We start from the raw sequence: 21,896 nt of genomic DNA, 5'->3' as shown, positions 1-21,896 counted from the left end.
CGTTCAACGCCCAACTAGAAAGGTGTTGCCGTGAGTATCAACGCGACCCTGTTCGTTCAGGCCATCGTCTTTCTGATCCTGGTGCTGTTCACGATGAAGTTCGTGTGGCCCCCGATCGCGAAGGCGCTGGATGAGCGAGCCCAGAAAATCGCCGATGGCCTCGCTGCTGCCGACCGTGCCAAGTCCGAACTGACCGCTGTGAACCAGCGCGTCGAGAAGGAACTGGCCCAGACGCGCAACGAAACGGCATCGCGTATTGCGGACGCCGATCGCCGCGCTCAGGCCATCATCGAAGAGGCCAAGGCCCGCGCGACCGAAGAAGGCAACAAGATCATCGCTGCAGCCCGTGCCGACGCCGAACAGCAGACGATCCAGGCCCGCGAAGCCCTGCGCGAGCAGGTGGCCGCACTGGCCGTCAAGGGTGCCGAGCAGATCCTCCGCAAGGAAGTCAATGCCGGCGTCCATGCGGATCTGCTGAACCGCCTGAAGACCGAGCTGTAAGGAGCGACGCAACATGGCAGAACTCGCCACCATTGCCCGCCCTTACGCGGAAGCCCTGTTCAAGGCCAGCGCCGCCCAGTCGGGCGCCGACCTGAATGGCACCGTCGCCTGGGTGGAAGAAGTGGCGGCGATTGCCGCCAACCCGCAGCTGCGCCAGCTCGCGGACAACCCCAAGGTGACCTCCGACCAGGTGTTCGAGGTCATCGCCGGTGTCGTTCGCGCCCCGCTGCCGGATGCCGCACGCAATTTCCTGCGCGTGATCATCGACAACGGCCGCGTGGAAGCCCTGCCCGAAGTGGCGGCGCAGTTCCGTGCCCTCGTCAACCAGCGCAACGGTTCTTCGGATGCCGTGGTGTTCAGTGCCTTCCCGATGGACACCGCCGCGCTCGCTGGTCTGGACGCAGCGCTGGAGAAGCGCTTCGGCCGCAAGCTGAATGTCTCGGTACAGCAGGATGAATCCCTGATCGGCGGCATTCGCGTAGTGGTGGGCGACGAGGTGCTGGACACTTCGGTCAAGGCCCGTCTGGAACAAATGAAAGCGGCCCTCACCGCCTGACGGCGTTGGGGTTTCGGCTAACCAAAGAAAGAAGGAAAGAGTCATGCAACTCAATCCCGCAGAAATTTCTGAACTGATCAAGAGCCGCATCGAAGGTCTGGCAGCGAGCAGCGACATCCGCAACCAGGGCACCGTGGTGTCCGTGTCGGACGGTATCGTGCGCGTGCATGGCCTGTCCGATGTGATGCAGGGCGAAATGCTCGAATTCCCCGCCACCAAGGACGGCCAGGCCTCCTTCGGCCTGGCGCTGAACCTCGAGCGCGACTCCGTCGGCGCCGTGATTCTGGGCGAGTACGAGCACATCTCCGAAGGCGACACCGTCAAGTGCACGGGCCGCATTCTGGAAGTGCCCGTGGGCCCCGAACTGGTGGGCCGCGTGGTGAACGCCCTGGGCCAGCCGATCGACGGCAAGGGCCCGATCAACGCCAAGCTGACGGACGTGATCGAAAAGGTCGCCCCCGGCGTGATCGCCCGCAAGTCCGTGGACCAGCCGCTGCAGACCGGCCTGAAGTCCATCGACTCGATGGTGCCCGTGGGCCGTGGCCAGCGCGAGCTGATCATCGGTGACCGCCAGACCGGCAAGACGGCCGTCGCCATCGACGCCATCATTGCCCAGAAGGGCCAGGGCGTGACGTGTATCTACGTCGCGATCGGCCAGAAGGCATCCTCCATCAAGAACGTCGTGCGCGCTCTGGAGCAAGCCGGCGCGATGGAATACACCATCGTGGTGGCCGCATCGGCTTCCGAATCGGCTGCCATGCAGTACGTGTCGGCCTACTCCGGCTGCACGATGGGCGAGTACTTCCGCGACCGCGGCGAAGACGCCCTGATCGTGTATGACGACCTGTCCAAGCAAGCCGTGGCCTACCGCCAGGTCTCGCTGCTGCTGCGCCGCCCGCCAGGCCGCGAAGCCTACCCCGGCGACGTGTTCTATCTCCACAGCCGTCTGCTGGAGCGTGCCGCCCGCGTGAACGCCGACTACGTCGAAGCCTTCACCAAGGGTGAAGTCAAGGGCAAGACGGGTTCGCTGACGGCACTGCCGATCATCGAAACGCAAGCCGGCGACGTGTCCGCTTTCGTTCCGACCAACGTGATCTCGATCACCGACGGCCAGATCTTCCTGGAAACCAGCCTGTTCAACGCCGGTATCCGCCCCGCCATCAACGCCGGTATCTCGGTGTCGCGCGTCGGTGGTGCTGCCCAGACCAAGATCATCAAGAGCCTGTCCGGCGGTATCCGTACCGACCTGGCCCAGTACCGTGAACTGGCTGCGTTCGCGCAGTTCGCTTCCGACCTGGACGAAGCCACCCGCAAGCAGCTGGACCGCGGTGCCCGCGTGACCGAACTGCTGAAGCAGGCACAGTACAGCCCGCTGCCCATCTCGCTGATGGGTGCCACGCTGTTCGCTGTGAACAAGGGCTTCATGGACGACATCGAAGTGAAGAAGGTGCTCGACTTCGAACACGGCCTGCACCAGTTCCTGAAGACCAGCCACGCCGCTCTGCTGGCCAAGCTGGAACAGGCCAAGGCCATGGACAAGGACGCTGAAGCCGAACTGACCGCAGCCATCGCCGCGTTCAAGAAGTCGTTCGCCTAAACCGGACGAGGAGCCATCATGGCAGCAGGCAAGGAAATACGCGGCAAGATCAAATCGGTGGAGAACACCAAGAAGATCACCAAGGCCATGGAGATGGTGGCCGCATCCAAAATGCGCAAGGCGCAGGACCGGATGCGCGCTGCCCGTCCCTACAGCGAGAAGATCCGCAACATCGCAGCCAACCTCGGTCAGGCCAATCCGGAGTACGTGCATCCTTTCATGAAGGAAAACACGAACGCCAAGGTGGCCGGCATGATCGTCGTGACGACCGACAAGGGCCTGTGCGGCGGCATGAACACCAACGTGTTGCGTGCCGTGACGACCCAACTGCGTGAACTGCAGAACGCTGGCGTGTCGACCGAAGCCGTGGCCATTGGCAACAAGGGTCTGGGCTTCCTGAACCGCGTCGGCGCCAAGGTGGTTTCCCATGTCACGGGTCTGGGCGATACGCCGCACCTCGACAAGCTGATCGGCCCCGTCAAGGTGCTGCTCGACGCTTACGCCGAAGGCAAGATCAACGCGGTGTATCTGAGCTACACCAAGTTCATCAACACCATGAAGCAGGAGTCGGTGGTGGAGCGTCTGCTCCCCCTGTCCTCCGCGCAGATGCAGGCGGAAACGACCGAGCACGGCTGGGATTACATCTACGAACCCGATGCCCAGAGCGTCATCGACGACCTGCTGGTGCGGTACGTGGAATCGCTGATCTACCAGGCCGTGGCCGAGAACATGGCGTCCGAGCAGTCCGCGCGCATGGTGGCCATGAAGGCCGCCACCGACAACGCGGGCAGCGTCATCGGCGAGTTGAAGCTGGTCTACAACAAGACGCGCCAGGCAGCGATCACGAAGGAATTGTCCGAGATCGTGTCCGGTGCCGCCGCTGTGTAAACAACAGCTCGACAGACAAACATTATTGGAGCGACAAATGGCTCAAGCACAAGGCAAGATTGTTCAATGTATCGGCGCCGTGGTGGACGTGGAGTTCCCGCGTGACCAGATGCCCAAGGTTTACGACGCCCTGAAGCTCGACGGTTCCACGCTGACGCTGGAAGTCCAGCAGCAGCTGGGTGACGGCGTGGTGCGTACCATTGCCCTGGGTTCGTCCGACGGCCTGCGCCGCGGCATCGTGGTGTCCAACACCGGCAACCCCATCAACGTGCCCGTCGGCAAGGCCACCCTGGGTCGCATCATGGACGTGCTGGGCGCGCCCATCGACGAACGCGGTCCCGTGGACCAGACGCTGACGGCTTCCATCCACCGCAAGGCCCCTGCGTACGACGAACTGTCGCCTTCGCAGGAACTGCTGGAAACCGGCATCAAGGTGATCGACCTGGTCTGCCCGTTCGCCAAGGGCGGCAAGGTGGGTCTGTTCGGTGGCGCCGGCGTGGGCAAGACCGTGAACATGATGGAACTCATCAACAACATCGCCAAGGCCCACAGCGGTCTGTCGGTGTTCGCTGGTGTGGGCGAGCGTACCCGCGAAGGGAACGACTTCTATCACGAAATGGCCGACTCCGGCGTGGTGAACCTCGAGAAGCTCGAGGACTCCAAGGTGGCCATGGTCTACGGCCAGATGAACGAGCCTCCAGGCAACCGTCTGCGCGTGGCCCTCACCGGTCTGACGATCGCCGAATCGTTCCGTGACGAAGGCCGCGACGTGCTGTTCTTCGTGGACAACATCTACCGCTACACGCTGGCCGGTACCGAAGTGTCCGCGCTGCTGGGCCGCATGCCCTCCGCCGTGGGCTACCAGCCCACCCTGGCCGAGGAAATGGGCCGTCTGCAAGAGCGCATCACCTCGACCAAGGTCGGTTCGATCACCTCCATCCAGGCCGTGTACGTGCCTGCCGATGACTTGACCGACCCGTCGCCTGCCACGACCTTCGCTCACTTGGATTCCACCGTGGTGCTGTCGCGTGACATCGCTTCGCTGGGTATCTACCCTGCCGTGGATCCCCTGGACTCCACCAGCCGCCAGCTGGACCCCCAAGTGGTGGGCGACGAGCACTACCAAGTGGCCCGCGGTGTGCAAGGCACGCTGCAGCGCTACAAGGAACTGCGCGACATCATCGCCATCCTGGGCATGGACGAACTGGCTCCCGAAGACAAGCTGGCCGTGGCCCGCGCCCGGAAGATCCAGCGTTTCCTGTCGCAGCCGTTCCACGTGGCCGAAGTGTTCACGGGTTCGCCTGGCAAATACGTGCCCCTGGCCGAAACCATCCGTGGTTTCAAGATGATCGTGGCCGGCGAGTGCGATCACCTGCCAGAGCAGGCGTTCTACATGGTCGGCACGATCGACGAAGCCTTCGAAAAGGCCAAGAAGCTGGCGTAAGCAAGCATCTACCGGTAGGCGCCGCTGCCCCGGAGCGACTGGAGGGTTCATCGAAATCCCAGGCGCCCTGGTGGCAAATCCGGTGCTTCCAGATCTGCTTGCTCCCTCTTTTTGAACATTCAAGGAACGACCCATGGCCAACACCTTTCACGTTGATGTCGTCAGCGCCGAAGAGTCCATCTTCGCCGGCGAGGCGCGCTTCGTGGCGCTGCCTGGCGAAGCGGGCGAACTGGGCATCCTGCCCAAGCACACGCCGCTGATCACGCGCATCAAGCCGGGCTCGGTGCGTATCGAACTGGCCGACGGCAACGAGGAGTTCGTCTTCGTCGCCGGCGGCATCCTGGAAGTGCAGCCCGACCGCGTGACCGTGCTGTCCGACACCGCCATCCGCGGCAAGGATCTGGACGACGAGAAGGCCAACGCCGCCAAGGCTGCCGCCGAGGAAGCACTGAAGAACGCCAAGAGCGATCTGGACCTGGCGAAGGCGCAGTCCGAGCTGGCCGTCATGGCGGCTCAGATCGCTGCGCTGCGCAAGTTCCGCCAGAAGCGCTGAGCTGCCGGTAGTGCCTCGCGGCACGGCAGCGCACACCATGCGCTGCGATCGCTTCATAAAAAGCCGCCTTCGGGCGGCTTTTGTCATGCTGGGGCTGGCCGTGGCGCTTGGCCACTGCGCGGCAATAGGTCCCACCCTTCTACCTGGTTTTCGCCCGCTGCGATGGGCCGGGGCCTCTCCTGCCGGCCTGTGTGAAAGACGTCGCGCCGCTTCGGCGGTCAATCGCCGCTGTCGCTGCCCCATCCCCGGCGACCGAGGACCGGTGCATCCGGCAGTTCATCGGCATCGGGGTGGGCGCTGCCGGCGGCGTCCGGAGGCACCGGGAAATGCGCCACCAGCAGGGCCGAAACCTCCGCCAGCGCCTGGGTCAGGCCGTCTTCGTAGCGTCCGCCGCGGAAGGCCTCGCCCATGTGCGCGACGAGCGTGCGCCAGGTTTCTGGCGGCACGGTGCGGGCCAGACCGCGGTCGGCCACGATCTCGATGGCGTGCTCGGCCAGCAGCAGGTAGATGAGCACGCCGTTGTTGTGCTCCGTATCCCAGACGCGCAGCTTGCCGAACTGCGCCACGGCGCGATCGCGGGCGCTGGCGCCGCGCCACAGGTAGGACAGCGGCAGACCGCCCTCGATGCAGATGCGGATCTGGCCCGTGTGGCGGCGTTCGCTGGCTGCCACGCGCCGGGTGAGCCGCTCCACGAGGTCTGCCGGTAGCGCGGTGCGCAGCAGCCTGCCTTCGGACCAACGGTGTCGTACCAGCCGGGCGATGCGCGCAGGCAGTGTGGGGTGGGGTGATGCCATGGCCATGTTCACCAGTCTCCCGAGGCGCCGCCGCCTCCAAAATCTCCGCCACCCCCTGAGCTGAATCCGCCGCCGCCACCACTGCTGCCGCTGCTGCTCCAGCCCCCACCGCTTCCGCCGCTGCTCAAGATGACGCCGGGACCGCCGCCGCGACCGGTCCGGCTGGCGGCGCTGAACAGCGCGGTGTACGCCAGGGCCAGCAGGCCCGCGCCAGCGGACACCAGCACGCTGGCCGTGGCGAGGAATGCCAGCCCTCCAGCGCCTGCACCCATCAGCAGCCCGCCCTTCCCCGCGCCGAACAGCGAACGTGCGATGGGCCCGCCGATCATCACGCCGAAGAACAGGAAGATGCCCATGTCCATCCAGTCGAAGCCACTGGCGGTGCCGCCGCGCTGGCGGCTGTCGCCGGACGGCTCGGGCAGGGGCAGGGGCTCGCCGGCGATGCGGGCGCCGATCTGGTCCACCGCCGCCGTGAGCCCGCCGGCGAAGTCGTTCTGCCGGAAGCGCGGCTTCATCGCGCCGTCGATGATGCGGGCGGCGGCGATGTCGGGAATCGCGCCCTCCAGCGCCTTGGCGACCTCGATGCGCATCTTGCGGTCGTCCTTGGCGACGACCACCAGCACGCCGTCGCCCACGGTGCGGCGGCCGATCTTCCAGGCATTGCCCACGCGGTTGGCGTAGGCGGCGATGTCCTCGGGGGCCGTGGTGGGCACCATCAGCACCGCCACCTGCGAGCCATGCTGCTGCTCGATGGCGGCCAGTTGGGTCTCGAGCGACTGGCGCTCGGCAGGCGCCAGCGTGCCGGTCGTGTCGACCACCCGGGCGGTGAGGGCGGGCACGGGCTGGGGCGCCTGGGCCCAGGCGGCAGGCGCGCCTATAGCTATTAAAAGTGTAGCTACGAACGCTTGAACGACAAGCGCTAGAGGCATATTGGGCTCAAACTCCGTATCACGGCTTGGAGGCCGGCGCTGCGGCGGGCGACGAGAAGTCCACCGTGGGCGGCACGCTGATCTGCGCTTCGTTCTGCACCGTGAAGCTCGGCTTGGGATCGTAGCTGAACACCTTGGCCGTCACGTTGGTCGGGAAGCTGCGCGCCAGCACGTTGTACTCCTGCACCGTCTGGATGTAGCGGTTGCGGGCGACGGTGATGCGGTTCTCGGTGCCCTCCAGCGTCACGCGCAGATCGCGGAACCCCTGGTTGGCCTGCAGCGTTGGGTAGCGCTCGGCCACCACCATCAGCCGGGAGAGGGCGCTGGACAACTCGCCCTGCGCCTGCTGGAACTTGGCGAATGCTTCGGGGTTGTTGATCGTCTCCGGCGTGACCTGCATCGACGTGGCCTTGGCACGCGCCTCCACCACGCGGGTGAGCGTCTCCTGTTCAAAGGCCGCTTCGCCCTTCACGCTGGCGACGATGTTGGGCACCAGATCGGCGCGGCGCTGGTACTGGTTGAGCACCTCGCTCCAGGCGGCCTTGCTCTGTTCGTCCAGGCGCTGGAAGTCGTTGTAGCCGCAGCCGGTCAGGGCCAGGGCGAGGGCAAGAAGGGCGAGAAGTCGTTGCATGGCTGCCTGCGCGGGAGCCGAAAGCCGGCGACGTTGCCATGGGCTTCCCGGGCGCTGGCCATTGTGCCTGCACGCCGGCCGCGCCCTGCCAGCCGGCAGCCCGTGACAACGTCCGCCACGGCGCACACAATGGCGGCTTCCTGCATGCCGCGCCCTGTCCGCTCCACGCCATGACACGACCTTCCCTGCGCGCCGCCATCGTCGGCGGCACCCCCGACGAAACCGAGGCCGCGTTCTACGAAGCCTTGCAGACGGGCGATATCGATCAGCTGATGGCCTGCTGGGCCGACGACGACGAGATCGTCTGCGTGCACCCGGGCGGCCCGCGCCTGCTGGGGCCGGGCGCCATCCGGGCCGCCTTCGCCGCGATGTTCGAGCACGGGGCGCTGCGCGCCAAGCCCACGCAGGTGCACCGCGTGCAGGCGTTGGCCAGTGCCGTGCACAGCGTGGTCGAGCAGGTCGAGGTGGCCCTGCCCGACGGGCCGCGCAATGCCATCGTGCAGGCCACCAACGTGTACCACAAGACCCCGCAGGGCTGGCGCATGGTGGCCCACCACGCCAGCCCGGGCACGGTGCGCGAGACGCAGCCGCCGGGTTCGCCGCCACCGGTGCTGCATTAGATGGAGTGCCTCCTCCAGAGCGGCGTCGCCGTTTCCTCCCCCCGCCTTCGCCGTGCTGCCCATGACGGGCAGGGGGGCGCAGCCGTCGCTGCGGGGGGGCGCCGGTTCTGCGGCGGGGATGGAGTGCCTCGCCATGTGGGGCTGAGAGGATGATCGGAGACCTTGGCGCTGCACCGCGGCCACCGCACGGCGATGCGCCCCGCTGGCTGCCCGGAGGCCACGCCCAGACCATCTGGCCGGCCCTGTTCAGCCGCCGCACGGTCGGCCCCCGGCCGCTGTACCGCCGCGAGCGCTGGGCCACGCCGGACGGCGACTTCGTGGACGTGGACTTCCTGGCTGACGGCGCAGCGGCAGATGCCGGTGTGCGCGTGCCGCCGACCGCGCACGACGCGGCGCGGCCGCTGCTGGTGCTCTTCCACGGCCTGGAGGGCTCGTCGCGCAGCCACTATGCCGAAGCCTTTGCCGACGTCGCGCGCGAGCGGGGCTGGCGCTTCGCCGTGCCGCACTTCCGCGGCTGCAGCGGCGAGATCAACCACGCGCCGCGGGCCTACCACTCCGGCGACCATGAAGAGATCGGCTGGCTGCTGGCGCGCCTGGCCCAGGGGCAGGCGCTGCCGGGCGGTGGCCGCGCGCCGCTGCTGGCCGCCGGCGTCTCCCTGGGCGGCAATGCCTTGCTGCGCTGGGCCGCAGAAGCCGGTGCGCGGGCTGCACGGCAGGCCGATGCGGTGGCGGCCATCAGTTCGCCCATCGACCTAACCGCTGGCGGTGCAGCCATCGGGCGCGGTTTCAACCGGCAGGTCTATACGCGCATGTTCCTGCGCACCATGGTGCCCAAGGCCCTGGCCAAGCTGGCGCAACACCCCGGGCTGTTCGACCGGCAGGCATTGCTCGCCGCGCGGGACCTGTACGCCTTCGACAACGTCTTCACCGCGCCGCTGCACGGCTTTCGCGATACCGACGACTACTGGCGCCGCGCCTCCGCCAAGCCGCTGCTGGGCGACATCCGCATTCCGGCCCTGGTGCTCAATGCGCTGAACGACCCCTTCGTGCCTGCCGACAGCCTGCCGCGGCCCCAGGCGGTGCGGGCCGCGCCCGTCACACTCTGGCAGCCGGCGCACGGCGGCCACGTCGGCTTTGCCCACGGCGGCTGGCCCGGCAGCGTACGCCGCATGCCCGAGCAGGTTGCCGATTGGCTGGCGCGGAAGGGCGGGGCAGCGGACTACGCCTTGCCCGCTGCACCCGCGGCAGAATCGCCGCATGGATGACATCGTCAGGCAGGCCATTGCCAAGTGGCCCAACGTTCCGGACTGCTTCGGCTGGCTCGGCTTGGATGCGCGCGGCCAGTGGTACATGCGCGATGACGCCACGCAGGCGCAGGGCCCGTTCCCGCAAGCCCGCGGCGCGGTGCTGCGGCACGAGAAGCTGATCGATTTCATCCACCGAAACTACGAGTCGGACGCGCAGGGCCGCTGGTTCTTCCAGAACGGGCCGCAGCGCGTGTATGTCGAACTGGAGGCCACGCCGCTCGTCTGGCGCCTGGGTACGGACGGCGTCCCCGTCGCGCACACGGGCCTGCGCATGCCCGACGCGGGCGAATGCCTGCTGGACGAGGCGGGCCGGGTCTACCTGGCGAGCGGCGCGGGGCTGGGCCTGGTGCACAGCCTGGACGTGGGCTTGGTGGCCGAAGCCATCGAACAGGGCCGCTGGACGCCGCAGGAGGTGCAGGCGGACCGCCTGCCGGAGCGCTACGGATTCGTGCGGAGCCCGGCCGCGGCGCAGTAGGCGGGCGAGAGACTCGGCGGGACGCCGCCGGAAAGCAGCGCAGGTCGCCCTGGCGGTGCCATGGACGCGGGGCGCTGCAGGGCTCTCGCTTCTTCCTGCATGGCCTGGCACAGCCGGTTCCTTGGGGGTGAGAGGGGCTTCGGCTGCCTCATCCCGGTCTCGCAGGGCAGCGGCCGCGATGAAGCAGGCAGCGCATGGCTAAAGAGACTGCCCACGATACCGCCCCACGTCGTCGCAGAAACGGTGTCCTGCACTCCCTCCAACGCCCCATTGCTCGCCTCAAAAACTATAGCTATTACCGCTGAACGGGCGGCGCATTGAAGCCTTTAGAGCGTTGAAGTCCTTTGGTGATAAGCGCATCGCGCTCTCGTTCTAGGAGCGGTGCACTTTTTCCCTGCTGCGGGCATCCCAGAAACGACGAAGCCGGCGCAGGGCCGGCTCGGGAGGGACGCAGTATGTATGGGGGCCGGGTCAGCCGCCAGAGGCTGCGGGGGCCGGTGCAGCAGCGCCGTCGGCCGCGGGGGCATCGGGACGGTTGGGTTCCTCGAACTTGCCGCCGGAAGCGTTGGCCATGTAGGCCACGCCACGGGCGATTTCCGTGTCGTCGAAGTCGCCGCCGCCCTGAGGCGCCATGGCGCCCTTGCCCTTCAGGGCCGATTGCACCAGGGCTTCGAAGCCCGTCTGGATGCGCGGTGCCCAGGCCGCGGCATCGCCCAGCTTGGGCGCACCGGCCGCGCCCGTGGCGTGGCAGGCGGCGCATTGGCCCTTGAAGACTTCCTCGCCGGGGCGCAGCGGACGGTTGGCGTCTCGCACCTCCACCATGCCCACCTTCTGGATGCGCTGGGCGATGGCCATCTCGGGGTTGGCCACGCCTTCTGCGGGCTTGTTGCCCGACGTCACGAACACGACGAGGCCGATGATGGCGAAGACCGGCAGAACGAAAGACAGGAAGACCGTGAGCAGCAGTTGCTTGGGATTCTTGATCGGGCCGGTGTGCGCTTCTTCGTGGGTGTCGCTCATGACGTCCTCTGAGGTATCGGGGGCTTGTGGGGGATCAACTCTTCATTATAGGAAGCGGTCCCCAGGGCTGGCCGTTAGGGAAAACGGCCAGCCGCGCCCTCTTGCGCTACATCAAGAACGTGGTGCTTGCTGCGGCGGCTCGGTCCATCCGCCGCCCAGCACCTTGTACAGCGTGACCTGGTTCTGCAGCTGCAGCAGGCGGGTCTGCACCAGCGTCTGCTCTGAGGCGAACAGCGAGCGCTGCGCATCCAGGAAGTCGAGGTAGCTGGACACGCCGTTGCGGTAGCGCAGGTCCGACAGCTCGGTGCGGCGCGCATCCGCCTGGCGGGTGGCGCGCTGGGCGTCCAGCTGCTCCTGCAGCGTGGCCTGGCCGGCGAGCGCGTCGGAGACTTCGCGGAAAGCCGTCTGGATGGACTTTTCGTACTGCGCCACCGCGATCTCGCGGCCGGCGCGGGCCGATTCCAGATTGGCTTGGTTGGCTCCGGCATTGAAGATCGGCAGCGTCAGCTGCGGCGCCAGCGAGAAGGCCCAGCTGCCGCTCTTGAACAGGCCCGACAGTTCGTTGCTCACCGTGCCGGCCTGGGCCGTCAGCGCAATGCGCGGGAAGAACGCGGCACGGGCCGCGCCGATGTTGGCGTTGGCGCCGATCAGCAGCTGCTCGGCCTGGCGGATGTCGGGCCGGCGGGTCAGCAGATCGGAGGGCATGCCCGCGGGGAGGCCGGGCATGGCCGGCGCGTCGGCCAGCCGTGCCTGTCCCAGGCTGGCACGGATGTCTGCCGGCAGCTGCTGGCCGAGCAGCAGCACCAGCGCGTTCTCGTCCTGCATGCGCTGGCGTTGCTGCTGGGCGTACGTTGCGCGGGCGGTCTGCGCCAGGCTCTCGGCCTGGCTGTTGTCCAGCTCCGAGCTCACGCCGTTCTCCAGGCGCAGGCGCGTCAGCTTCACGGACTCGTCCCGGGTGCCGAGCGTGCGGCGCGACAGGTCGAGCAGCTCCTCGTCCGCCAGCAGGTTGAACCAGGCCTGCGCCACCGCGGCCACCAGGCTGATCTGCGTCGACTTGCGCGCCTCGTCCGTGGCGAGGTACTGCGCCAGGGCCTGCTCCTTCAGCGCGCGCACGCGGCCGAAGAAGTCGATCTCCCAGGCCGACACGCCCAGGCCGACCTGGAACAGGTTGCTGTACTGGCCGGTGGCCGTGTTGGGCTGGCGGGTGGCCGAGGCGATGCCGTTGACGGCGGGGAACAGGTCCGCGCGCTGGATCTGGAACTGCGCCCGGGCCTGCTCGATGTTGAGCACCGCCACGCGCAGGTCGCGGTTGTTCTCCAGCGCGATGCCGATGAGCTGCTGCAGACGCGGGTCGGCGAAGTACTCCTTCCAGTCGATGTCCGAGGCCGCCTTCGCGCCCACGGGCGCTGCGGCTTCGGCGGCGTTGAAGGCGGTGGGCACCGGCGCTGCCGGGCGCTCGTAGGTCGGGATGAAGCTGCAGCCGGCCATCAAGGCTGCCGCCGCCACGACCGTCAGCACCAGGCGCGGCATGCGCGCGCCGGAGTGCAGAGGGGAAATGTGTTGCATGGTTTCTCTCTCCAGCAAATGGGGCTTATTCCAGCGCTTCCGCATCGCGGCGGTGCTGTTGGTTGACCTTGGCGTCGTGGTCCTGCTGGCGCTTGCTGCCCTTGAAGAAGGTGCGCACCAGCACGAAGAACACGGGCACGAAGATCACCGCGAGCACGGTACCCGTGATCATCCCGCCGATCACGCCGGTGCCGATGGCCCGCTGGCTCGCCGAGCTGGCACCCGAGGCGATGAACAGCGGCACCACGCCCAGCGTGAAGGCCAGCGAGGTCATGATGATGGGACGGAACCGCAGGTGGGCGGCCTCCAGCGCCGCCTCCAGCACGCTCTTGCCCTCGGCCTGCAGATCCTTCGCGAACTCCACGATCAGGATGGCGTTCTTGGCCGAGAGCCCGATGATGGTCACCAGCCCGATCTGGAAGTACACGTCGTTGGACATGCCCCGCATCAGCGTGGCCAGCAGCACGCCGAGCACGCCCAGCGGCACCACCAGCATCACCGAGAACGGGATCGACCAGCTTTCGTACAGCGCGGCCAGGCACAGGAACACGGCGAGCAGCGAGAAGGCATAGAGGATCATGGCCTGCGAGCCAGCGAGCTTTTCCTCGCGCGACTGGCCCGTCCACTCGAAGCCGAAGCCGGGCGGCAGCTGGCCGGCCAGGCGTTCCATCTCGTTCATGGCCTCGCCGGTCGTGTAGCCGGGGCCGGCATCACCGGCGATCTTCATCGACGGGTAGCCGTTGTAGCGCACCGTCTGCATGGCGCCGGTGATCCAGCGCGTGGTGGCGAAGGTCGACAGGGGCACGGTCTGGCCGCGGCTGTTCACCACCGGCAGGTCCAGCACCGACTCGGGCCGCATGCGGGCGGCGGCGTCCGCCTGGACGACCACGCGCTGCAGACGTCCCTGGTTCGGGAAGTCGTTGATGTAGGCCGAGCCCAGCGCCGTGGACAGCGCGCTGCTGATGCTGTCGAAACCGATGCCCAGGGCGTTGGCCTTGTCGCGGTCGATGTCGATCTGCATCTGGGGCGCGTCTTCCATGCCGTCGGGGCGCACGCCTGCCAGGATCTTGCTCTGCCCGGCCATGCCCAGCAGCTGGTTGCGCGCGTTGACCAGGGCGTCGTGTCCCTGGCCGGCACGGTCCTGCAGCCGGAAGTTGAAGCCGGTGCCGGTGCCCAGTTCGGGAATGGGCGGCGGGCTCAGCGCGAAGATGAAGGCATCGCGGATGCCCGACAGCGCCATGAAGGCGCGGCCGGCCACGGCCGAGGCCGTGCTGTCGGCGCCGGAGCGCTCTGCCCAGTCCTTCAGGATCACGAACGCGAGGCCGGCGTTCTGGCCTTGGCCCGAGAACGAGAAGCCTGCCACGGTCACGATGTTCTCCACCTCGGGCTGCTTCAGCATGAAGCCTTCCACCTGCTGCAGCACCTCGCTGGTACGCGACTGCGCGGCACCCGGGGGCAGCTGCACGTTGGTGATGATGTAGCCCTGGTCTTCGTTGGGCAGGAACGAGGTGGGAAGGCGCGTGTACACCAGCGCCACGGCGCCCAGCAGCACGGCATAGATGATCATCATGCGGCCGCCGCGGCGCAGCAGCTTGGCCATCCAGCCTTCATAGCGGTGCGTGGTGCTCTTGAACGAGCGGTTGAACCAGCCGAAGAAGCCTTTCTTCTCGGCGTGGTGTTCCGGATCGATGGGCTTGAGCAGCGTGGCGCAGAGCGCCGGCGTGAGGGACAGTGCGAGGAAGGCCGAGAACGCGATCGAGGTGGCCATCGTCGCGGCGAACTGGCGATAGATGTTGCCGGTGGAGCCGGCGAAGAACGCCAGCGGCACGAACACCGAGATCAGCACCACGGTCACGCCGATCACGGCGCCCGAGATCTGGCCCATCGCCTTGCGCGTGGCCTGCAGCGGCGGCAGGCCTTCCTCGGCCATGATCCGCTCGACGTTCTCCACCACCACGATCGCATCGTCCACGACGATACCGATCACCAACACCATGCCGAACATGGTGAGCACGTTGATCGAGAAGCCCATCGCCAGCAGGGCGCCGAAAGTGCCCAGCAGCGCCACGGGCACCACGATGGTCGGGATGATGGTGTAGCGGAAGTTCTGCAGGAACAGGAACATCACGATGAACACCAGCACCACGGCTTCGATCAGCGTGTGCACCACCTTCTCGATCGAGACCGAAACGAATTTGGAAGTGTCGTAGGGAACCACGTAGTTCACGCCCTGCGGGAAGAACTTCTTGAGCTCTTCCAGCTTGGCGCGCACGGCCTTGGCCGTCGCCAGCGCGTTGGCCGATGGGGTGGGCTGCACGCCCAGGCCCACGGCCTGCTTGCCGTTCAGACGGGCGCTGGTGTTGTAGCTCTGCGAGCCGAGTTCGATGCGGGCCACGTCCTTCAGGCGCACGGCGGAACCGTCGGTGTTGGCGCGCAGTACCACGTTGCCGAATTGGTCGGCATTGGTCAGCTGGCCTTGCACGACGATGGTGGCCGCTACGGGCTGGCCCTGTTCGGACGGCAGGTCACCCAGATTGCCGGCCGACACCTGCACGTTCTGTGCGCGGATCGCCGCATTCACCTGGTCGAGCGACAGGTTGAAACCCTTGAGCTTGGCCGGGTCCACCCAGATGCGCATGGCGCGCTCGGAGCCGAACTGGGTGAGCGTACCCACGCCGGCCACGCGCTGCAGTTCCGGCACCACGTTGCGGGCGGCATAGTCGTTCAGCGCCTCGATGCTCACGTCGGGGTTGTCCGTGGAGAGCATGGCGAACATCAGGAAGTTCGAACGCGACTGCTCCACGCGCACGCCCTGCTGCGTCACTGCGCTGGGCAGCCGCGGCGTGGCGCGCGAGAGGCGGTTCTGCACGTCCACCTGCGCCAGATCGGCGTTGGTGCCAGGCTCGAAGCTCAGCACGATCGAGCCGGTGCCGTTGGCTTGGCTCGTCGTTTCGATGTAGGCCAGCCCGCTGGCGCCGTTCATCTCGCGTTCGATGACTGCGAGCACGCTGTCTTCCAGCGTCTGCGCGTTGGCGCCCGGGTAGGCGACCGACACCTGGATGGTCGGTGGCGCCACCGCCGGGTACTGGGCGATGGGCAGCTTGGCGATGGAGATTCCCCCCATCACCATGATGAAGATCGTGATGACCCATGCAAAGATGGGCCGTTCAATGAAGAACTTGGCCATGTGCCGCGCTCCTGGTTGTCTTACTTATTGCTTGGCCGGAGCCGAAGCGGCAGAGGCGGGCGCCGCAGCGGGCTTGGCACCGGCGGGTTGCCAGGGCACGGGCTTGACGACGATCGGATCGCCGGGCTTGCCGCGGGGCAGCTTCTGGAAGCCGTCCACCATGACCTTTTCGCCGGCCTTCAGGCCTTCCAGCACCACCCAGTTCGTGCCTTGTGCCGGGCCCAGCTTGATCGGGCGGGGCGTCAGGTGGTTGTCTTCGCCCACCACCATGACCGTGTCGCCCTTGGCCGAGCGGGTCACGGCCTGCTGGGGCAGCAGGACGCCGTTGCCCACCTGGGCCTGCTCGACGCGCACGCGCACGTACAGGCCGGGCAGCAGCTGGCGGTCGGGGTTGGGAATTTCAGCGCGAAGCGTGACCTGGCCGCTGGTGGCGTCCACCGTCAGATCGGTGAACAGCAGGCGGCCCGTGCGGCCGTAGACGCTGCCGTCTTCCAGCACCACGCTCACGCCGGCGGCACCGTTGCCGGCCTGCTTGTATTTGCCGCTGGTCAGGGCTGCCTTCAGCTTGAGGGCGTCCGACGCGGACTGCGTGAAGTTCACGTACAGCGGGTCGATCTGCTGCACCACGGCGAGTTGGGTCGGTTCGCCCTGGCCCACCAGGGCGCCTTCGGTCACCAAGGCGCGGCCGATGCGGCCGGAGATGGGCGAGGTCACCGAGGCATAGCCCAGGTTGATGCGCGCGGTGGTCACCGAGGCCTTGGCGGCTGCCAGGTTGGCCTCGGCCGTCTTTTGGGAAGCGACCGCGTTGTCGTATTCCTGCTTGCTCACCGCGTTCACGGCCACCAGCGGCTTGTAGCGCTCGGCGAGTGCACGGGTCTGGGCCACGTTCGCTTCGGCCTGGGCGACGGAGGCCTGCGCGCTTTCCAGCGTGGCGCGGTAAGGCGCGTTGTCGATAGCGAACAGCGCCTGGCCGGCCTTCACATCACTGCCTTCGGTGAACAGGCGCTTTTGCAGGATGCCGGCCGCCCGGGCCCGCACCTCTGCCACGCGTGACGCCTCGAGGCGGCCTGGCAACTCGGTAACCAACCCGACGTCACCGGGGGTGACCGTCACCACGCCCACCTCGGCCGGCGGGGGCTGCTGCGGGGCGCCGCCCTGGGCATCAGCGTCCTTCTTGCCGCACGCCGACAGGGCGAGCACGGCTGCGCAACCGATGGACAGTGCGAGAAGCCTCAAGGAAGGGGGTTGGGAGACGGAGCGGACGGAGTGGTCGTCGTTCAGGCGCTGCATGGAAATCCCTTTGAGAAAAGGCAAAAAGCGAAAGGTGCAGAAACAGAAATTCCCGATGCCGGACGCATGCAGCTGACCGGCATCAAAGAAGAGGGCAAACGAAAGTGGGCGCCATTGTACATACAAACATGAATGTATAATTGCGATTACATCGTTACCAGGCCAACACCTACAGGAGACAACCGCCCCTATGGCCCGTCGTACCAAAGAAGATGCCGATGCTACGCGCAACAGCTTGCTGGATGCGGCCGAATTGGTGTTCTACGAAAAAGGCGTTGCCCGTGCGTCGCTCAACGACATCGCTCAGGCGGCCGGCGCCACGCGCGGGGCGATCTATTGGCATTTCAAGGACAAGCTCGACCTGTTCAACGCCATGATGGATCGCGTAACCTTGCCGCTCGAGCAGGCGACAGAAGACGACGATTTCGCCGCCGGCCTGCCGCCGCTGGAGCGCTTGCGCCGCCTGATCGATTTTGTGCAGCGCAGCATCGCCCATGACGAGCGTACGCGCCGGGTGTTCGAGATCGCGATGTACCGGATCGAATACGTCAACGATCTGGCAGACGTGCGGGATCGCCACATCGAGGGCTGCGCGGGATTCCAGTCGCAGATCGAACGCTTCGTCCGCGAGGCGGCAGAGCAGTACCAGGTGGCCCTGCCCATGGACCCGGCCACGGCGGCCATCGGCTTGCGCGCCATCTTCGAAGGCCTGATGCAGGCGTGGTTGCTGAGCCATTCGAGCTTCGATCTGGTGGCGGTCAGCCAGGTCAGCGTGGACACCTATCTCAAGGGTTTGGGTTTCCGGGTGGAGTAGCGTGCGATAATCCACTGCTGTTTGCGGCCACCCGGCCCGCAGATGTCCAGCGGCTGTAGCTCAGTGGATAGAGTATTGGCCTCCGAAGCCAAGGGTCGTGGGTTCGATCCCCGCCAGCCGCACCACTTCGCCTTTCGGCGAAGCGTTTTTCACACAGCATTTCCCCGTTCTTTTGCCTTTTCGGTCAGGCCGTCGCCTGGTCGGCGTTGCCGTGCGCGTGGCGCAGCACGTACAGGCCCACGTCCACGCGCCCCGTGCGAAAGCCCGCCTCGCAGTAGCTGAGGTAGTACGTCCAGAGCCGCCGGAAGGCGTCATCGAACCCCAGCGGTTCGATGGTGGGCCATGCGGCGAGGAAGCGTGCCCTCCAGGCGGCCAGCGTGAGCGCATAGCTGGCCCCGAAAGTCTCCGCGGTCTCCAGCGTGAGTCCGGCGCGCGCAGCTTCTTTGCCCAGCGCGCGCACCGTCGGCAGCATGCCGCCCGGGAAGATGAAGCGCTGGATGAAGTCCGGATGCCGGCGGTACTGCTCGAAGCGGTCCTCGGCGATCGTGATGACCTGCACGACCGCCGTGCCGCCCGGCTTCAGCCGTGCCCGCAGGGTGTCGAAGTAGGCCGGCCAGTAGCACTCGCCAACGGCTTCGAGCATTTCGATGGACACGATGCGGTCGAAGTGCCCCTCGACATCGCGATAGTCCTGCAGGCGCAGGTCCACGCGGTCCTGCAGCCCTGCGGAGGCGACCCTTTCCCGCGCATGCGCCAGTTGTTCGGTCGAGAGTGTCAGGCCCGTGACCCGGCCTGCAGGCGCGGCCTGGCCCACCTCGGTTGCCAGGGCGCCCCAGCCGCAACCGATCTCCAGCACCTCGGCGTCTTCCGGGCAGTCCAGCAGCGCGAGGATGCGTGTCAGCTTGCGCGCCTGCGCTTCTTCCAGCGTGGCGCCGGGGTGGGCATACAGCCCGCTGGAATAGAGCATGGTGCGGTCCAGCCACTGGCCGTAGAACGCATTGCCCAGGTCGTAATGGAAAGCGATGTTCTGGCGGCTGCCCGTGCGGGTGTTGGCGCGCAGGCGGTGCGCCAACTGGTGGAACCAGCGTGCCGGCGCGCTCGCCTGCAGGGCGGCCCCCCAGGCCTGCTCGTTGTGCAGACCCAGTTCCAGCAGCGCCGTCAGGTCGGGCGTCATCCAGTCGCCGTCGCGGTAGGAGCGGGCCAGGCCGATGTCCCCGTGCAGCAGCATCTGCCATACCGGGCGCCAGGAGTGCAGGACCACGGCGGCGGCCGGGCCGGGGGCCGCGCCATGGCCCTCCAGCCGCTGGCCGCCGGGCAGGCTGATCGACAGGCTGCCGCACTGCAGATGGCGCAGCAGCCTGCGGAGCAGGCCGTGCAGCGGGCGCAGCGGGCTGCCGGCCCGTACGGCATGCGGTGGCGAAGCGCTGGGCAGGGACGTCGAAGTCGGCGGGGAAATGCGCATGTCAGGTGTCTTTGCGGGCGATGAAGCTGATGGCTTGGGGCGGCGGTGGCGGCTTGCGGTGCAGGGGAACCCGCTTGAGCCAGAGCCGGAGCGCCTCCCAGTGGATGGCGCCCACGACCTTGAGGGTGAGCAGCGGGTGGGTGCCGAAAGCTCGCAGCAGAGCCGCATCGGTGAGGGCGCTGCGCCGGGCGAGCCAGCGGGCTGCCAGCACCGGGCCCTGCGCATCGTGCACGGTGACGCCCACGCGCAGATGCTCCCGTTCCGGCCGCGGTGGCGCGATGTCGAAGGCGTACTGCATCGCCAGTTCCATGAAGGGCGAGACATGGAAGTCCTTGCCGCAGCCCTGGCGCAGTCGCGGGGCGAAGGCCTCGTCGGAGCCGACGGAGATCACGTAGCTGTGGCGCTCGCCGAAGGTGTTGTTCACTTCGTAGACGATGGCTTTCAGGCCGCCGTCCGGACGGTGGCAGAAATAGACGCTGAGCGGGTTGAAGGCGTAGCCGAGGATGCGCGGCATCGTGAGCAGCTGCACCGGTCCGCCGGTGGGGAGTCCGGCCTGCGCCAGTGTGCGGTCGATGTGCGCGCGCAGTCCGCCGGCCTCGCCCGCGCCATAGTCCGCTTCGTGCAGGCTGAACAGATTGCGCCGGTTCAACGAGAACCAGCGCAGCCGGCTGTCGAGCGCCGGCAGTTCGTCCAGATCCACCAACAGGGAAAAGATGCGGTACTCCAGCCGGTGCCTCGCCGGCCGCAGGCGCTGGTGCATCACGCGCCCGGTGTACAGCGCGGACGCTGGTGTCATGCCGCGCGCTCCTCGCGCAGCGTGGCCGGCGGCACATGGATGCGGCCGGATTCGTCGCTCACGTTCCACGGACGCCGCACGCCGCCCAGGGCTTCGGCCACGGCCAGCCCGGCCTGCAGGCCGTCCTCGTGGAAACCGGAGCCGAAATACGCGCCGCAGAACCAGGTCCGGCGCTGCCCTTGCAGGCTCCAGAGCTCGCGCTGGGCGCGCAGGGCCGCCGTGTTGAACAGGGGGTGTTCGTAGACCTGGCTGCGGATGAGCTGGTCCGGCGCGGGCTCGAGCAGCGGATTGAGCGTCAGGAACACCGGCTGCTTTGTGGGCAGCGGCTGCAGCTGGTTCATCCAGTAGGTCACGCACAGCGCGTCGCTGCGGCTGCGGTCGGCCAGGTAGTTCCAGCTCGACCACACCGACCGGCGGCGCGGCATCAGGCGCGGGTCGCTGTGCAGCACCGCGCGGTTGCGGCTGTATTCGAAGGCGCCCAGCAGGCGGGATTCTTCAGGGGATGCATCGGGCAGCAGGCGCAGCGCCTGGTCGGCGTGCGTGGCCACAACCACCTGGTCGAAACGGCCGGATTCCCGTGCGTCGGCAGAGCGGATGAAGACGCCGGTGGGCGTGCGGCGGATCTCGACGGCGGCGTTCTCCAGCCGTAGGCGGGAGCCCAGCCCTTGCGTCATGCGCTCGACGTAGACACGGCTGCCGCCGCGCACGGTGCGCCAGGCCGGCCTGTCGCCCAGCACCAGCAGGTGGTGGTTCTCGCAGAAGCGGACGAAGGCCTCCACCGGGTACTCGCCCACCCGCGCCGCGGGGGTGGACCAGATGGCGGCGGCCATGGGATAGAGGTGGTCCTCCCGGAAGGCGCGGCTGTAGCCGCGCTGCGACAAGTACTCGTCCAGCGGCATCAGGCCCAGGCGCTCTGCCTCGGCCGGCGCCTGGCGGTAAAAGCGCACCAGGTCGCGCAGCATGCGCCAGAACCGGGGGCGCAAGGCGTTGGCGCGCTGGGCGAAGAGCCCACCCAGGCCGGAGCCGGAGTACTCCAGCGCACCCTGGTCCAGGCTGACCGCGAACGACATGTCGGTGGCCTCCGTCGGCACCTGCAGGTGAGCGAACAGCGCGGTGAGGTTGGGGTAGGCCGACTCGTTATAGACGATGAAGCCCGTGTCGACCGGGAAGGTGCTGCCAGCATTCGGCACGTCGACGGTGTGGCTGTGCCCTCCGGCGCGGTTGTCCGCCTCGAAGAGCGTCACCCGGTGGCTGTGAGACAACAGCCAGGCGGCGGAGAGACCCGAAATGCCGCTGCCGATCACGGCAACGTCCATCACAGGTCGCAGGTGAGCTGGGGGCCGCCCCGTCGTTGCGGCGAAGGTCATGGCGTCGGTTCCTTGGTCTGTGGGCTCGCTCGCGTGGCGGCACGCGCTTGCGCTGCCTGCTGTGTACGCACCGTCCCGCGCTTTGGATCGGTCCGGCGG

21 protein-coding genes and 1 tRNA gene are annotated in these 21,896 nt (G+C 67.4%); 12 read left to right on the top strand and 10 right to left on the bottom strand.

Translation table 11 applies throughout. The annotated features are described in order from the left end of the window. The first annotated feature begins 30 nt into the window (after positions 1-30). The 6 genes from QE399_RS04560 to QE399_RS04535 all read left to right on the top strand — a co-directional run bounded on the left by QE399_RS04560 (position 31) and on the right by QE399_RS04535 (position 5,539). Positions 31-501 (top strand): F0F1 ATP synthase subunit B, encoded by a 471-nt coding sequence (locus QE399_RS04560; protein WP_309826555.1) that lies wholly within the window; start codon positions 31-33, stop codon positions 499-501. Between the two features lie 13 nt (positions 502-514). Next, the gene (locus QE399_RS04555; protein ID WP_309826553.1) at positions 515-1,057 is read left to right on the top strand and encodes a F0F1 ATP synthase subunit delta; all 543 of its coding nucleotides are present in this window, start codon (positions 515-517) and stop codon (positions 1,055-1,057) included. 43 nt (positions 1,058-1,100) lie between these two features. After that, complete coding sequence (atpA, locus tag QE399_RS04550) at positions 1,101-2,654, top strand: F0F1 ATP synthase subunit alpha (protein WP_309826551.1); 1,554 nt, start codon at positions 1,101-1,103, stop codon at positions 2,652-2,654. Positions 2,655-2,672: 18 nt separating this feature from the next. Then, positions 2,673-3,542 (top strand): F0F1 ATP synthase subunit gamma, encoded by an 870-nt coding sequence (gene atpG / locus QE399_RS04545; RefSeq protein WP_309826550.1) that lies wholly within the window; start codon positions 2,673-2,675, stop codon positions 3,540-3,542. A gap of 37 nt (positions 3,543-3,579) precedes the next feature. Beyond that, on the top strand, positions 3,580-4,986 hold the full coding sequence (gene atpD / locus QE399_RS04540) for a F0F1 ATP synthase subunit beta (RefSeq protein WP_309826548.1): 1,407 nt from the start codon (positions 3,580-3,582) through the stop codon (positions 4,984-4,986). Between the two features lie 133 nt (positions 4,987-5,119). Beyond that, entirely contained in the window at positions 5,120-5,539 is a 420-nt protein-coding gene (locus QE399_RS04535; protein WP_309826547.1) for a F0F1 ATP synthase subunit epsilon, read from the top strand. Positions 5,540-5,757: 218 nt separating this feature from the next. Here QE399_RS04535 and QE399_RS04530 read toward each other — a convergent pair whose 3' ends face one another. The 3 genes from QE399_RS04530 to QE399_RS04520 are packed head-to-tail and all read right to left on the bottom strand — an operon-like array spanning position 5,758 to position 7,893. Next, positions 5,758-6,333 (bottom strand): TPM domain-containing protein, encoded by a 576-nt coding sequence (locus tag QE399_RS04530; RefSeq protein WP_405043191.1) that lies wholly within the window; start codon positions 6,331-6,333, stop codon positions 5,758-5,760. Between the two features lie 8 nt (positions 6,334-6,341). Next, positions 6,342-7,262 carry a TPM domain-containing protein gene (locus QE399_RS04525; RefSeq protein WP_309826545.1) on the bottom strand — a complete coding sequence of 307 codons (921 nt, stop codon included), beginning with the start codon at positions 7,260-7,262 and terminating at the stop codon, positions 6,342-6,344. Positions 7,263-7,281: 19 nt separating this feature from the next. After that, positions 7,282-7,893, bottom strand: a complete 612-nt coding sequence (locus QE399_RS04520) for a LemA family protein (RefSeq protein ID WP_309826543.1) — start codon at positions 7,891-7,893, stop codon at positions 7,282-7,284. A 170-nt stretch (positions 7,894-8,063) separates the two neighbouring features. On the opposite strand from QE399_RS04520, the gene QE399_RS04515 reads away from it, so the two are divergent. The 3 genes from QE399_RS04515 to QE399_RS04505 all read left to right on the top strand — a co-directional run bounded on the left by QE399_RS04515 (position 8,064) and on the right by QE399_RS04505 (position 10,295). Next, positions 8,064-8,513 (top strand): YybH family protein, encoded by a 450-nt coding sequence (locus QE399_RS04515; protein ID WP_309826541.1) that lies wholly within the window; start codon positions 8,064-8,066, stop codon positions 8,511-8,513. A gap of 149 nt (positions 8,514-8,662) precedes the next feature. Continuing rightward, a complete protein-coding gene (locus QE399_RS04510; RefSeq protein WP_309826539.1) occupies positions 8,663-9,778 on the top strand; it encodes a YheT family hydrolase in 1,116 nt (371 codons plus the stop codon). After that, on the top strand, positions 9,771-10,295 hold the full coding sequence (locus QE399_RS04505) for a DUF2946 family protein (RefSeq protein WP_309826538.1): 525 nt from the start codon (positions 9,771-9,773) through the stop codon (positions 10,293-10,295). The genes QE399_RS04510 and QE399_RS04505 overlap by 8 nt, the downstream gene beginning before the upstream one ends. Positions 10,296-10,766: 471 nt before the next feature. Here the strand turns inward: QE399_RS04505 and QE399_RS04500 are convergent, their stop codons facing one another. The 4 genes from QE399_RS04500 to QE399_RS04485 all read right to left on the bottom strand — a co-directional run bounded on the left by QE399_RS04500 (position 10,767) and on the right by QE399_RS04485 (position 17,358). Then, the gene (locus QE399_RS04500; RefSeq protein WP_309826536.1) at positions 10,767-11,315 is read right to left on the bottom strand and encodes a c-type cytochrome; all 549 of its coding nucleotides are present in this window, start codon (positions 11,313-11,315) and stop codon (positions 10,767-10,769) included. Positions 11,316-11,426: 111 nt separating this feature from the next. Then, the gene (locus QE399_RS04495) at positions 11,427-12,881 is read right to left on the bottom strand and encodes an efflux transporter outer membrane subunit (protein WP_405043189.1); all 1,455 of its coding nucleotides are present in this window, start codon (positions 12,879-12,881) and stop codon (positions 11,427-11,429) included. Positions 12,882-12,906: 25 nt separating this feature from the next. After that, positions 12,907-16,068 carry an efflux RND transporter permease subunit gene (locus QE399_RS04490; RefSeq protein WP_309826535.1) on the bottom strand — a complete coding sequence of 1,054 codons (3,162 nt, stop codon included), beginning with the start codon at positions 16,066-16,068 and terminating at the stop codon, positions 12,907-12,909. Between the two features lie 24 nt (positions 16,069-16,092). Continuing rightward, positions 16,093-17,358 (bottom strand): efflux RND transporter periplasmic adaptor subunit, encoded by a 1,266-nt coding sequence (locus QE399_RS04485; protein ID WP_309826534.1) that lies wholly within the window; start codon positions 17,356-17,358, stop codon positions 16,093-16,095. Between QE399_RS04485 and QE399_RS04480 the strand changes: the two genes are divergently transcribed. From QE399_RS04480 to QE399_RS04470, 3 genes are all read left to right on the top strand, one after another. Beyond that, positions 17,335-17,490 (top strand): hypothetical protein, encoded by a 156-nt coding sequence (locus QE399_RS04480; protein ID WP_309826533.1) that lies wholly within the window; start codon positions 17,335-17,337, stop codon positions 17,488-17,490. The genes QE399_RS04485 and QE399_RS04480 overlap by 24 nt on opposite strands. A 58-nt stretch (positions 17,491-17,548) precedes the next feature. After that, positions 17,549-18,172, top strand: coding sequence for a TetR family transcriptional regulator (locus QE399_RS04475; RefSeq protein ID WP_309826531.1), 624 nt, complete (start codon positions 17,549-17,551; stop codon positions 18,170-18,172). Positions 18,173-18,221: 49 nt separating this feature from the next. Further along, positions 18,222-18,297: transfer RNA gene (locus tag QE399_RS04470), tRNA-Arg, on the top strand. Between the two features lie 59 nt (positions 18,298-18,356). Here the strand turns inward: QE399_RS04470 and QE399_RS04465 are convergent. From QE399_RS04465 to QE399_RS04455, 3 genes are read right to left on the bottom strand one after another with little or no spacing between them, the layout of a single operon-like run. Continuing rightward, positions 18,357-19,634: a class I SAM-dependent methyltransferase gene (locus QE399_RS04465; RefSeq protein ID WP_309826529.1), complete on the bottom strand. Its 1,278-nt coding sequence runs from the start codon at positions 19,632-19,634 to the stop codon at positions 18,357-18,359. Between the two features lies 1 nt (position 19,635). After that, positions 19,636-20,430, bottom strand: a complete 795-nt coding sequence (locus tag QE399_RS04460; RefSeq protein WP_309826527.1) for a DUF1365 domain-containing protein — start codon at positions 20,428-20,430, stop codon at positions 19,636-19,638. Continuing rightward, positions 20,427-21,797, bottom strand: coding sequence for an NAD(P)/FAD-dependent oxidoreductase (locus QE399_RS04455; protein WP_309826525.1), 1,371 nt, complete (start codon positions 21,795-21,797; stop codon positions 20,427-20,429). Before QE399_RS04455 ends, QE399_RS04460 begins: the two co-directional genes overlap by 4 nt. Positions 21,798-21,896 lie beyond the last annotated feature (99 nt).

Source organism: Paracidovorax wautersii (assembly GCF_031453675.1).
Taxonomy (GTDB): Bacteria; Pseudomonadota; Gammaproteobacteria; order Burkholderiales; family Burkholderiaceae_C; genus Paracidovorax.
Note: the sequence above shows the minus strand (reverse complement) of the source record. Positions and strands in the feature narration are given on the sequence as shown.

Excerpts from the sequence above, each read along its gene's own strand:
- QE399_RS04555 (WP_309826553.1), top strand. The coding sequence starts at position 515 with ATGGCAGAACTCGCCACCATTGCCCGCCCTTACGCGGAAGCCCTGTTC.
- atpA (WP_309826551.1), top strand. The coding sequence starts at position 1,101 with ATGCAACTCAATCCCGCAGAAATTTCTGAACTGATCAAGAGCCGCATC.
- atpG (WP_309826550.1), top strand. The coding sequence starts at position 2,673 with ATGGCAGCAGGCAAGGAAATACGCGGCAAGATCAAATCGGTGGAGAAC.
- atpD (WP_309826548.1), top strand. The coding sequence starts at position 3,580 with ATGGCTCAAGCACAAGGCAAGATTGTTCAATGTATCGGCGCCGTGGTG.
- QE399_RS04535 (WP_309826547.1), top strand. The coding sequence starts at position 5,120 with ATGGCCAACACCTTTCACGTTGATGTCGTCAGCGCCGAAGAGTCCATC.
- QE399_RS04530 (WP_405043191.1), bottom strand. The coding sequence starts at position 6,333 with ATGGCATCACCCCACCCCACACTGCCTGCGCGCATCGCCCGGCTGGTA.
- QE399_RS04525 (WP_309826545.1), bottom strand. The coding sequence starts at position 7,262 with ATGCCTCTAGCGCTTGTCGTTCAAGCGTTCGTAGCTACACTTTTAATA.
- QE399_RS04520 (WP_309826543.1), bottom strand. The coding sequence starts at position 7,893 with ATGCAACGACTTCTCGCCCTTCTTGCCCTCGCCCTGGCCCTGACCGGC.
- QE399_RS04515 (WP_309826541.1), top strand. The coding sequence starts at position 8,064 with ATGACACGACCTTCCCTGCGCGCCGCCATCGTCGGCGGCACCCCCGAC.
- QE399_RS04510 (WP_309826539.1), top strand. The coding sequence starts at position 8,663 with ATGATCGGAGACCTTGGCGCTGCACCGCGGCCACCGCACGGCGATGCG.
- QE399_RS04505 (WP_309826538.1), top strand. The coding sequence starts at position 9,771 with ATGGATGACATCGTCAGGCAGGCCATTGCCAAGTGGCCCAACGTTCCG.
- QE399_RS04500 (WP_309826536.1), bottom strand. The coding sequence starts at position 11,315 with ATGAGCGACACCCACGAAGAAGCGCACACCGGCCCGATCAAGAATCCC.
- QE399_RS04495 (WP_405043189.1), bottom strand. The coding sequence starts at position 12,881 with ATGCAACACATTTCCCCTCTGCACTCCGGCGCGCGCATGCCGCGCCTG.
- QE399_RS04490 (WP_309826535.1), bottom strand. The coding sequence starts at position 16,068 with ATGGCCAAGTTCTTCATTGAACGGCCCATCTTTGCATGGGTCATCACG.
- QE399_RS04485 (WP_309826534.1), bottom strand. The coding sequence starts at position 17,358 with ATGCAGCGCCTGAACGACGACCACTCCGTCCGCTCCGTCTCCCAACCC.
- QE399_RS04475 (WP_309826531.1), top strand. The coding sequence starts at position 17,549 with ATGGCCCGTCGTACCAAAGAAGATGCCGATGCTACGCGCAACAGCTTG.
- QE399_RS04465 (WP_309826529.1), bottom strand. The coding sequence starts at position 19,634 with ATGCGCATTTCCCCGCCGACTTCGACGTCCCTGCCCAGCGCTTCGCCA.
- QE399_RS04460 (WP_309826527.1), bottom strand. The coding sequence starts at position 20,430 with ATGACACCAGCGTCCGCGCTGTACACCGGGCGCGTGATGCACCAGCGC.
- QE399_RS04455 (WP_309826525.1), bottom strand. The coding sequence starts at position 21,797 with ATGACCTTCGCCGCAACGACGGGGCGGCCCCCAGCTCACCTGCGACCT.